The organism is Nostoc sp. LEGE 12454 (assembly GCF_056620565.1).
Window position 1 is genome coordinate 1 of the sequence record NZ_JBWQXL010000021.1, and the last position, 11,582, is coordinate 11,582.

An 11,582-nucleotide genomic window follows, 5' to 3' on the forward strand; every position below is an offset into this window, starting at 1 on the left:
CTCGCCAACGCAAACATCGCCTTCACCATGATCCAATTACCGCAATACAAGGTTTGGTCAATCAACATACAGAAATTCTCTCTGTGCTTGAGTCTCAAGCCCTAAAATACCAATTAGATAGCTAGGGGTACGCATTGCTAACAGCGAACGGAAAATAGCCTGTGCCTCGCTCAGGCTCCAGCTCCTTTCAAAAGAACCGTCCAACTTTTGTTGGCTGATGATGTAGTTTAGCCCACGCTCGAAGACATTTGTATATTTAGCAGCGCGAGGAGTCAAGGCGTTAAGAGCTGCTGCTGTCATAGTAATTTCAGATGGATTACCACGAACAAAGGTAGGGAAGCCACCATCTTTATTCTGAATAGCGAGAAGATACGCCTCTGCTTTTGAAATGTATTCTTTGTATTTTTCAGGGTTAACTGACAGTAAAAATTCTACGCAAAAAGAAGTATCATCTACGTCAGTCTGACGTACACCCTCCGCATATGACCATCCGCCATCTGACTGTTGTTGTCCTACTATATACTCAGCCATTTCTAACAGAGTCTCAATGTCAATTCCAGTCTTTGTTAAGGCTATTCCAGCAGTTGCTGTGCAGAAAATCTCAAAACTAGCAATAAAAGGAAAACCGCCATCTGAGTTTTGACAACTTAGCAAATTGTTAATTCCCTTCAAGACTATATGGTGGTGTTCTGGAAATTTCTGAAGTGCCAATAATATGATGATATTAGCCAGAACGTGTTTTTCCCATATAGAGTCATTGTTCTGCGTTGCCAGTAGAAATTCTATGTCATGATGATTGACCCATTTTGGGTTGTTTAAACCAAAAGCGTATAAAACTTTAAGAGCGCATATTTCCGCTGCAACCCAACTTTGATAACCGTGATAATAAAAGTGTTCTACCTGGTATTGACAGCCGTAAGTTATTACCTGTAATTCTGCTAGGATTGCACGGAACAGCATGTACTTACGGCTTACTGTGAAATGCTTAAAGCCCACCATATAGTCTTCAACAACTTGTACATCTGAAGGTGTGCTTTTACCTAATGCTCCAAAAATTAGAGCTTTCTGGAACTGATCATTCTGCTCTTTGTCAAGTTGAGTAGTCAAGTATTGAGTGAGTTGATACTGACAATTTGGATATATTTTTTGGATAGTAAGCAAGTGCAGCATTAATGAGGATTCAAGCACACGGCTCTTGCAAATATCTCTGAGAGAACCGTCTGTTTTCACTTGGTCTTTTAGATAGTCCGTAAGTTTCTTCTGGCAGTCTATAACTTGATCGCGCAAATCTGACTCACCTCGTATTAAAGCTTGAAAAACAGAAGAAGTGAGTATAGAAGACTCAGAGAAGTTTTTTAAATTTTTCATATATATATACTGTGCATCAGAGTAGTCAAAAGCGTAACAACTGTGAACTACCTACGGTAAGCTGCGCTAACGCAAAAATACACTTTACTTTTGACCCTCACCTGCCCACGCTTTATATTTTCAATTGTTCACTAGAGAATTGATTTTCTTTTCACAATCCAATAATTCTGTAAAGCTTCAATAAACTGTATAGTTATTTTCGCGCCCAGATTTGTGTCACACGAGGGATGCCAAACAGTGTTGTTTCGTCCTCTGCCAACTCTCTTATTTTCTCTATAGTTTGCTTAATCTTTTCTGGTGTTGTTATTCCAGTTTCAATTAAAGCATCAGTTGCCTCTTTGAGTGACAAATCTATTAAACGCTTAGTTTCTTTGTGAAGTGCGACCGGCTGCACTAAAAAAATTTCTTGCGTAAGCAAACCAGCATTTTGAAATATTTGGTAAAGCTTGCTTCCCATACAAAAGTGCTGGTTACGAGCATTACCCAGTTTAAGGAAAAGCTCAATACAACGGTCGTAGCTAGAATTAGGAGGTTGACAAAAAGCAGTGCTAAAGTCGGCTTCCTCACACACTAACAACCCACTCGGCTTGAGTAGTGCCAGCATTTGTTCCAGTGCATCTTCAGGGTGAGTTAGATGGACTAGCAAAAAGCGGCAGTAAACTAGGTCAAAGGAGTTATGAGGTAATCCCGTATTGTAAGCGCTGCCTAAGACAAATTTTACATTTTTCAAGCCAAGTGCGTCTGCATTTCCTCGTGCCTGTTCTACCTGCTCTGTACTCACATCTACACCAATAACTGAACCGTTGAATCCAACTTGCTCGCCTAACCAAGTGGAAACACTTCCAATACCGCAACCAATGTCAGCTATATGCATCCCTTCGTTGAGTCCAACTCGCGCAAGTAAAAACTCTGTATATGGCTTATGGATTTGGTGAAGAATTTGCAATCGATTTGCGCCTACTTTTCCAGTGGCTAGTGTATAACGGTCATCATGTATCATTTTTTCTTCATCTTAGAACTGCTTGACTTAATTAATTATTCTTAAATATATGCGAAGAATTAGAGCGTTTGTAAGTCTTGTAATTCGTAATTAAGAGGTTTAATTACCTATTACAGGGCTTAAAATTACCAGTTATATTAATAACGCTATTTTGTGTCAGCTAGTCAACGGATTTTACTTTGTAAACTAAAATTATTTTGATAACTGTTAAATCATACAGACTCAACTAGAAGACTAAGCCACAAGGCAAGCTATTGTTCAAGGGAATACTTGAGGGATTAGTGGATAATAATGGCAACGAATTGGAATTTATCTGGGTGGCTTAGACCGGAAATTATCTAGGGTCACTTCAATGGCAAGCCTATTAAATTTGATGAGTGAATAAGTGCGATGGCTACGCCGGTTCGCTTGTAACCATCGTACCTAATCCAACCTAATAAAAAAGCTGGCTGTGATTTCGGCAGCTTTTTTATTAGGATGAAATAAAAAACGCTAGGGTTTAAGGACACGCTATGATCGGGCGGCAGGCTATCAAAACTTTTTTCTTATTTACAGCATTTCTATTTTGAAATTGAGTTTGTTTAATGCTGTAATTAATTTTCAGCGCATCGTCTCCTAATGTATTGTGCTTTTTAATCGGTGTGTTTAAAGTAGGTGCATTCAGATTATTCTCTAGAGTCACACTCTGATTCATTCTGGCAATAGCAGAGTTTCCAGAGAAAGCTATTGCGCCAACGATTACGACTCCTAAACCTTTAGCCAAATTCCAAACATCCATAATTGTATTTTGCCTTTTTTAATTAACTAGAGGATTTCGCCGCCAGTCAGAAACTAAACGTTTACATACTTTTGTTGAAGCTTTGGTGGCTTTCTGTACAAATATATGCAATTAACTCTAACTTGTCGTCCCCTAAAAGTTGAAACTTTTGCTCAATAGAATGATTGATAAATCAGTCCATATCAAAATGGAAGGTTGGCTCCAACTAAAGTTGAAATTTGGATTCCAACTTTAGTACAACTTACTTACGAATGGGTTGAACCACAGTTATTAACTATTTCCGTGAATGAGCATGGTAAAAAAGTTAGAACATCAGCTATACCTATTACCAATGATGGTACATATTTAGGTTATAAAGAGTTGGTAAAAATTTTATAGATGTATCTAGTTGATTTGGTAATAAGTTAAGCTAAACAGGTTTTGTTAGTTGCTGATGGTGCTGAGTGGATTTAGAAACATATTCCGCCTTTATTGGAGAAAGTAAAATGCCCAACTGCCACTTATCAGCTATTAGATTTTTATCATGCTGCTTCACATTTACAAGACTTTGCTAATGCTGCTTTTACTACAGATAATGAGCGTCAATCATGGTTTAAAAAAGCTCGAAAAGCTTTGAAAAAAGGTCAATCTCTAAATTTAATGAGAGATATGGGTGAATTTATTACAACATCGACTGGAGAGCGTTGTAAAATTTTAGTTAGAGAGCGTAATTATCTTCTCAAAGCATATCGTAGGCGGCTATTAAACTATCCTGTTGTTGCCTCCCATCAGCTACCACTTGGTAGTGGTGCTTCTTGATTGTTTAATTCGTCAAGCTGTTAACTTACGTATGAAGGGAAACGGTAAGTTTTGGCTTCAAAGTAACGCAGAGATTATGTTACATCTGCGATGTTAATGGATAGCTGGAAGTTGGGAAAATTTTTGTGACTCTATTTTTACTTCTTTCCTTAACCTCAGCTGTGCTTCAACAATTTATACATAAACTCTCTCATCGACAGCTTATTATAATAATTAATACTTGGTATTAAAGCTAAATTATTACCAAATTACTGACCAGTCATCTTTTTGAAATAACTCATTAAGATTAATTGTCATACTTATTTAGAGCATTTTGTGTCAAAAATAACTTTTACTTAGCTATATATTTTAGCGATCGCTCTTTTTTTTTTCCGACTTCAGAAAATCACGTTGCTCCGGTAGTCTACACTCTCGCTTGTTTCTTCCTTAGGTAATGCTATTGGTGTTTTGGTCGCGGCGTTAGCGAGTCTACGAGCGTCAAAGTCCCGCATCATACATAAAAGTTGGTGGAGGACTCCGACACTCCTGTACTGGGTACCAGGAATTGTTTTTTAAAATTTGGTGGTGGGTAAAAGCCCCACTTATAACATAATCGATTTTACACCCAGTCCCCAATCCCTAATCCCCAGTCCCTAGCCCCTTTTACAAAATATACTTTCTCTGCGATGAGTCACACGCTACAAAGCAAAAAGTCTTCGTCATGTCATCTGAAAATTCAAACCGCACTGCACTCACAGCACGGGCAGTCGCAGCAGCCGTATCGGTTGTTTCTGCCCACGGCGTAAAGGTAAACGCTCCCCATGTGCTGAATAATGCTTATTCAGTGCGGGTTTATTTACACCCTGCACCGATTGTTGCCCGTGTCAGTACCGTCACCGCTTTACTCCGTTCGCCAATCGAGTCCTGGCTGGCGCGTGAAATTTCTGTAGCTGAGTTTCTTGCCTCATGCGGCTCTCCAGTCATTGCACCCAGCGATCGCTTACCCGCAATCCCGCACCAGCACGACGGGTTATTTATGACCTTCTGGCGCTATGTCCAACCTGTCTCTGATCGCTTGCCAGATCCTCAAATCATCGGCCGAATGCTGGCTGAATTACACGCGCTTCTGCACGATTATCCTGGCGATCTACCTCTATTAGCACCGCCCCGGAACGATATTCCCCGCGGGCTGGAGCGGTTGAAACAGGCGGGCGATATTTTGACTACAAGTGATTTAACATTGCTGCAAGAGACTTACGATCGCTTATTGCCTCAGTTAGCAACCGATCAACTACAGCCATTGCATGGTGATGCCAATGCTTTAAATTTAATCCCCACAGCAGAAGGATGGCTTTGGAACGACTTTGAGGACACTTGCAGGGGGCACATCGCCTGGGACTTGATCAACCTGGATGACGAAGGGAGGTCAGCTTATCCCAACGCGCCTGACTCTAGCGTACTGGAGCCATACATCAAGATGCGACAACTCCACGCGATTGTCTGGGTTTATGCGTTACTACCAGAATTTCCTGACTGGGCTGAATATGCCAAAGTGATGCTCAATAACTTACGCGATGAGCACTATCTCAACGAATAGAACCCATACCAGGCATCTAATTAGAGGTGCTTCGTTCACTATGAAAACTTCCCAATCTCAGGGTTCATCACCAAAACCTTCAGCTGCACCTCGCCGCCTAAACCGAGTGCAACTTGGGCTGCTAGCACTCCTGTTACTAGTGGGTAGCGGTGTGGTTATTTGGCGGACAATCACTCCTGCCAGTGAACCCGCATCTTCTAAAATGGCTCAAGCACTGCCCCCAACGCCCGTAGAAACCGTTGCCCTGAAACGAGGCGAAGGCGTTAGACGCATCCAGTTATTAGGGCAAGTTGAGGCAAGTAAAAGCGCCACACTCCGTACCCAAACAGCTGGCACAGTCGAGCGGGTTTTGGTGGAGGTGGGCGATCGCGTCACACCAGGAATGACGATTGCCACGTTAGACAATGCAGATCAGCAGCTAGCATTGGCAGAAGCACGAGCAAGGCTGGCGCAGGAGCGCAGCGAACTAGCGCGTCTTTTAGTAGGCACCCGACCGGAAATCATTAACCAGCGTCGAGCCGAACTCCGTTCTGTCCAAGCACGAGAACGAGAGGCACAGCAGAACCTCAAACGTTATCAAGAGTTAGTGGCAGCAGGAGCAATCAGTGAGAAAGCGCTATTAGAGGAAAGGGCTGCGGTGGATGCAACCCAAGCAGAACGGTTGAAAGTAGAAGCCACGCTGGCAGAAGCCACCGCCGGCCCTACCCGCGAAGAAATTGCGGCTCAACAAGCCAGCGTCGCCGCCGCCGCATCTTTGGTCAATCAGGCACAACTTGCCTTGGCACGGACACAGGTCAAAGCTGCGATGATGGGAATTGTGCGATCGCGGGAGGTCAGCACAGGCGATTTGGTCGATATTCGCGATCCGGTGTTAACCCTGGTGAATAGCAACGAGTTGGATGTCTTTCTCGAATTGCCAGAGCAACTCAGCGGCAGCATCACCCCCGGTTTGCCTGTAGAATTGACTGCCCGTGCTATTCCTAACTGGCGCAGACGTGCCACAATTAGCGGCGTGGTTCCGGCTGCCAACGCCGCATCACGGCGGCAAATGGTACGAGTGCGATTGCAAAATCCACCCCAGAATTTATTGGCCAAAATGGCGATCGCGGCAGAGCTACAGTTGCAGGTTGAGCCGAATAGCTTTATCGTCCCCCGCGATGCTTTGGTTCGGCGTGATGAAGATTGGCTGGTTTACACCGTTGCCAATGGCAAAGCAGCCCAAGTACCAGTGAAACTAGTCGTTGATATGGGCGAAACAGTGGCGATTTCTAGCAGTCAATTGCAAGTCGGGCAACCCGTTGTGGTGCGGGGTGGTGAAGCGCTGATGCATGGAGCGCCAGTGCAGATTGCGGAACAAAACACGAGGCAAGAATCATGAACTTCATTGAAACCTCTGTCCGTTGGCGGCATGGCACCTTTGTTTTATTTTGTCTGTTGACGATGTTTGGGTTGATTGCCCTGTTCAGACTGCCTTTGGAACTGCAACCAGGAGGCGATCGCCCAGAAATTACAATTACCACTCCCTACATCGGTGCAGCTCCAGCAGAAGTAGAAGATTTGATCACTCGCCCAATTGAAGATGTGGTGGAGGAAATCGAGGGCGTTCAAGAAATAACCAGCCAAAGTCTATCAGGGATTAGCACTATCACGATCGAGTTTGAGTGGGGTACTGATGTCGATGCCCGCCTAGTCAATCTGCTGAACAAATTACAGCAGCTAGAAGAACTACCAGAGGAAGCGGGCGAGTCTGATGTACAGGTTGCTAGCGGCAACAATAACCCGATGATGTGGATCGTGCTGAAGCCCAAACCCGGTTATCAGACTGACTCTAACCGCTACCGCGACCTGATTGATGAAGTGATTGAACCCGCACTAAGGCGAGTGGAAGGGACGAGTCGCTTCTTTATTGTCGGCGGACAGGAGCGGGAAGTTGAGATATTAGTCGATCCGAAAGCCTTATCCGATCGCAATCTTACCCTTACCGATGTCACTGACACCCTAAGAACCAACAATCGTGATATTCGGGGCGGGCCCTTGGTGCTAGGAAAACGCGAATATCAGGTGCGGACGGTCAACCGAGCGCAAGAGTTAGATCAACTCAAAACCTTTGTCCTGCGGCGCAACGACGCAGGAACAGTATATCTGGGGGATGTTGCTGAGGTGGAAATGGGGCGCAAGTTCCAGGACAGCGCCTTTCTGTTCAACGATGCTCCCTCTGCCGGAATTGGCATCATCCGTCGGGTAGGCGCGAATGTGCCGCAAGTGTCTAAGGGAGTCCGCGCCGCATTAGCGAATTTGGCAACGCAACTCGATCGCCAGGGGGAAGGAGTTGAGTTTGAGATTCTTTACGATGAAAGCACGTACATTGACCAGTCGGTGTCTAACGTCCGGGGTGATTTAATTACAGGTGGAGTGTTGGCGATCGCAGTATTGCTACTGTTTTTGGGTTCACTCCGCACCGTTGTTGTTGTTGCCATTAGCATTCCGATTGCGATGATCGTGGTGTTCATCGTCAGTGCAGTGCTGGGGCGATCGCTCAACATCATCAGTTTGGCAGCATTGGGATTTGCGGCGGGGATGGTGGTCGATAACGCGATCGTCGTCATTGAAAACATTTTTACCCACATGCAGCAGGGTAAAAGTCGCCTGCAAGCGGCAATTGATGGGACGCAATAAGTCGGCGGGGCAATCTTGGCGGCAACATTGGCAAACGTGGCAGTATTTGCGCCCCTGGTGCTGGTGACGGGCGAAGTCGCACAGTTGTTTGTCGATATGGCAATTACAATTACGGCTGCTGCTGTATTATCAATGTTTGCATCATTGACATTGCTACCAATGTTAGCGAGTCTGTTTCTCAACCCAGCAGAAGCACAGCAAACGTTCCAATTAGGAAACGCCAGCGATTCCCAACTACAAAGTAGCGGCAACTGGCTAGAGCGATCGATCGTGCAGACTTCGTTCGGGTTTCGACGGCTGCAAAGCAAGTTAGAAAGCTTTTTATTGGCAACAGTTGGTTGGGCACTAGGCCCGCGTCGGCTCAAGCGCAGACTTGCATTGCTGTCTATTCCGATTGTTTTGCTAGCTTCCAGTATTGTCTTGCTGCCCCCGGCAGACTATTTACCAGAAGGCAACCTCAATTTTGTGTTTTGGTTGACCGAGACGTTTCCCGGAACCAGTGTCCCAGAGGCAGTCAAACTATCTGCGCCTGCCAGAGGATTCCTGAAAGAGCAATCTGAAATCGCCAACACATTTTTTATTAACTTTCCGCAGTTTCGCGGGATTGGCATCAGCCTCAAGCCAGAATCAGCGACAGGTAGCGGGCTAGCCCAGATGGTAGAACGCTTGACTGGTAAAAGCTTTGGTTATCCAGGCTACAAATTCATGTTTCCAATCCGGTTTCCCATCTTCAATGATCCGGGTAAATCCTTTGAGGTGCAGATCATTGGGCCAGACCTGAAACTACTTGGGGAGCTAGAGCAACAGTTAACTCAGCAAATCTCAGCCTTGCCGGGAGTTGCGAATGCTCGCTCTAACTCTATTAACGGCGCTCCCCAACTGCAAGTCATTCCCAACCGCCTCCGGCTTGCCGAAGTGGGTTTGTCAGAATCGGAGGTTGGCGCGATGGTCGAAGCGGCACTGGGAGGACGCTTTGCCTCTGAATTTGTGGATGGTAAAGAAGAACTGGATGTTACTGTACAGTTGCAAAATATCTTTGTCAAAACACCCGAACAGCTGCGTCAGTTGTCGCTGTACAGTTCTCAAATTCCTCAAGCGCAGCCAGCAGGGAATAGTCAGCAATCAATGACTAGCTTTCAAGGGGGACAAGTTCAGCTTGCAGATGTAGCAACTGTCCGCGAAACAACCGGGCCCGGTGTGATTAATCATGTGGATTTAGAACGCTCTACTACTCTAACGGTGAGCTTGACTCCAGATGCACCATTAGGAAAACTTGTCAATCAAACTGAAAATCAAATTCTGGCACCATTACGAACCAAATTGCCGTCGGCATTCCGCCTGGAACTGGCTGGATCTGCGGATCGCCTTTCAGAAACCGTCGGACAACTCGCCTCTGCTTTTGTATTTTCGGTGATTATCACCTATTTGCTACTAGTTGCCCTGTACCGTTCATTCCTCTATCCACTGGTGATTATGGCAACAGTACCAATGGGATTGACAGGAGCATTGCTAAGTCTGGTTGTTGCCAACTGGATTCCTGGCGTGATTGTGCCTTTAGATATGATTACCGGATTGGGGTTTTTGATTTTGACTGGAGTAGTGGTGAATAACGCCATCTTGATTGTGGAGCGAGTGCTACAACTTCAGGAGGAAGGGCAAAAATACGATGAATCGCTCTACAATGCGACACGCGATCGCCTCCGTCCCATTTTTATGTCAGCAGGTACGAGCGTCCTGGGTATGATTCCCTTAGCAATCTTTCCAGGACAGGGATCTGAACTGTATCAAGGTCTAGGAATTGCCTTAACCGGAGGTTTAGCGTTTTCCACAATCCTGACCCCGACTGTGGTTCCGGCATTGATGGCACTGTTGCATGATTTTTCACGCGATCGCAGTAGCCATACAGCCAGCCATTAGAGCTGATTCAATACGGTTCGGTTAGGGGAGACCGCAAAAAATTTGAAGAATGTTTTGCAGTTTAATTTTAATTAAACCCATTCTCAGGATGGCTATAGAGGAATGGCACTAAGATATCAGCAAATCCAGTATTCATAAGACTTTTGGGTGTCGGGTGTCGGGTGTAGTGACGAAAAAGTTTATTAATGTTCGCACTTGTTGTTCATTTTCTTGATTTGTTCCCTACACCCGACACCCTACCCCCTACACCCTGCCCTGGCTAGATTTCACGTTATCAAGCGTGCCATTCGGCTATAGAGCAATGAATAGCGGGCGTAGGTCTGTGGTCTGTGATTGGCTCAAAGCTGTGTAGATCGATAAAGCTTTGCTAAAGAGTTGAGTATTCATCCTTGAGATTTAGTCTCACTAGCTTTTTTAGAGACAGCAATTGCACCAACTCCAAACAATAGACCTAGTAGGGAAGTGGATTCAGGTACTGATGTAGATGAAGAACTCAGGGTAATATTGGCAGCAGAATCTTGATAGATGTATGTTCCTGCCCGTCCCACTTCACCCGTCAAGGTAATTTCAGAGCTTGAAGTTCTTTCTAGGGTATATCTAGGAGCATCAAAAGCAATGCCAAAATCAACTACTAAATTCCAATTCGACCTAGAATCAAGCTCAAAATCAACATCTGGGGTTAAGTCACCGCCATTAGTAGATCCTGGATTCAAATTCAGGTTTAGATTGTTGACGGATAGCTCCCAATCTCTCAAAGTCCCATTCTCTGAGTAAACCACGAATCCCGAATATTCGCTCTTGAATGGCAAAAAGTTCGTAAGGAATGGGGTAGTAGCATCGACTAAGGTAAAATCACCTGAAAATTCTTGTTTAGTTAGAATAGCTCCCAGCACCGGAGTAGCATGAAATACGCTTGCAACTACCAAACCAATCACGGCGATGCTAAGTTTGGGGAGTCGAACTTGATTCATGAAAAGGTTATGCTATCTAAAATTGTTGAAAGTATGCTATCACATCCTTGGCAATTTAAGATACACTCAGTACACCAACAAGTTCTGCGATGCCTACAGTAAGTTTTGGCTCCGAGATAATGCAGAGATTATGTTACATCTGCGATGTCAATGGATAGCTGGCAGTTGGAATAATTTTTGTAACTCTATTTTTAATTCTTTCCTTAATCCCAGCAGTGCCTGAACATTTTATACATTTTACTGAAAGCTATGTTTTAGCGATCGCAAGGATCTTCGGCAGAGCATTGTCGCTTGTTTTTCCCAAACTTCAGATATTCAGAATACCCGGAAAGTGATAGAAGCTGTTCATGAGCGATCGCCCACTATAGATGGAAGAAACCATTCTGTTTTCTTAGGAGAGAGACATTTGAGTGTTTCTGCCAAAAGTGGATGCTCCCTAGAAGAAGTGGTGATGATACCACTAATAAATGAGGATTAAATAAAATCCATAATTATTGG

At 44.6% G+C, this 11,582-nt stretch carries 7 protein-coding genes and 2 pseudogenes; 5 read left to right on the plus strand and 4 right to left on the minus strand.

Annotated elements, in window-relative coordinates:
* Positions 1-57: 57 nt before the first annotated feature.
* From AC1F2U_RS20890 to AC1F2U_RS20900, 3 genes are all read right to left on the minus strand, one after another.
* Positions 58-1,368, minus strand: a complete 1,311-nt coding sequence (locus AC1F2U_RS20890) for a prenyltransferase/squalene oxidase repeat-containing protein (RefSeq protein ID WP_480262825.1) — start codon at positions 1,366-1,368, stop codon at positions 58-60.
* Between the two features lie 193 nt (positions 1,369-1,561).
* Positions 1,562-2,368, minus strand: coding sequence for a class I SAM-dependent methyltransferase (locus AC1F2U_RS20895; protein WP_480262826.1), 807 nt, complete (start codon positions 2,366-2,368; stop codon positions 1,562-1,564).
* A gap of 499 nt (positions 2,369-2,867) precedes the next feature.
* Positions 2,868-3,146 carry a hypothetical protein gene (locus AC1F2U_RS20900; RefSeq protein WP_480262827.1) on the minus strand — a complete coding sequence of 93 codons (279 nt, stop codon included), beginning with the start codon at positions 3,144-3,146 and terminating at the stop codon, positions 2,868-2,870.
* Positions 3,147-3,380: 234 nt separating this feature from the next.
* Between AC1F2U_RS20900 and AC1F2U_RS20905 the strand changes: the two are divergent.
* From AC1F2U_RS20905 to AC1F2U_RS20920, 4 genes and pseudogenes are all read left to right on the plus strand, one after another.
* Positions 3,381-4,038: pseudogene (locus tag AC1F2U_RS20905) on the plus strand (ISLre2 family transposase); the annotation flags it as partial.
* A gap of 606 nt (positions 4,039-4,644) precedes the next feature.
* Complete coding sequence (locus AC1F2U_RS20910; protein WP_480262828.1) at positions 4,645-5,520, plus strand: phosphotransferase; 876 nt, start codon at positions 4,645-4,647, stop codon at positions 5,518-5,520.
* Positions 5,521-5,560: 40 nt separating this feature from the next.
* On the plus strand, positions 5,561-6,898 hold the full coding sequence (locus AC1F2U_RS20915) for an efflux RND transporter periplasmic adaptor subunit (RefSeq protein ID WP_480262829.1): 1,338 nt from the start codon (positions 5,561-5,563) through the stop codon (positions 6,896-6,898).
* Positions 6,895-10,113: pseudogene (locus AC1F2U_RS20920) on the plus strand (efflux RND transporter permease subunit). The gene AC1F2U_RS20915 and the pseudogene AC1F2U_RS20920 overlap by 4 nt, the downstream one beginning before the upstream one ends.
* Before the next feature lie 383 nt (positions 10,114-10,496).
* Here the strand turns inward: AC1F2U_RS20920 and AC1F2U_RS20925 are convergent.
* Positions 10,497-11,084, minus strand: coding sequence for a PEP-CTERM sorting domain-containing protein (locus tag AC1F2U_RS20925; protein ID WP_480262830.1), 588 nt, complete (start codon positions 11,082-11,084; stop codon positions 10,497-10,499).
* A gap of 331 nt (positions 11,085-11,415) precedes the next feature.
* Between AC1F2U_RS20925 and AC1F2U_RS20930 the strand changes: the two genes are divergently transcribed.
* The gene (locus AC1F2U_RS20930; protein WP_480262831.1) at positions 11,416-11,562 is read left to right on the plus strand and encodes a hypothetical protein; all 147 of its coding nucleotides are present in this window, start codon (positions 11,416-11,418) and stop codon (positions 11,560-11,562) included.
* The last annotated feature ends 20 nt before the right edge of the window (positions 11,563-11,582 follow it).

Coding starts and splice junctions, on each gene's coding strand:
- AC1F2U_RS20900 (WP_480262827.1), bottom strand. CDS start 3,146: ATGGATGTTTGGAATTTGGCTAAAGGTTTAGGAGTCGTAATCGTTGGC.
- AC1F2U_RS20890 (WP_480262825.1), bottom strand. CDS start 1,368: ATGAAAAATTTAAAAAACTTCTCTGAGTCTTCTATACTCACTTCTTCT.
- AC1F2U_RS20915 (WP_480262829.1), top strand. CDS start 5,561: ATGAAAACTTCCCAATCTCAGGGTTCATCACCAAAACCTTCAGCTGCA.
- AC1F2U_RS20895 (WP_480262826.1), bottom strand. CDS start 2,368: ATGATACATGATGACCGTTATACACTAGCCACTGGAAAAGTAGGCGCA.
- AC1F2U_RS20910 (WP_480262828.1), top strand. CDS start 4,645: ATGTCATCTGAAAATTCAAACCGCACTGCACTCACAGCACGGGCAGTC.
- AC1F2U_RS20925 (WP_480262830.1), bottom strand. CDS start 11,084: ATGAATCAAGTTCGACTCCCCAAACTTAGCATCGCCGTGATTGGTTTG.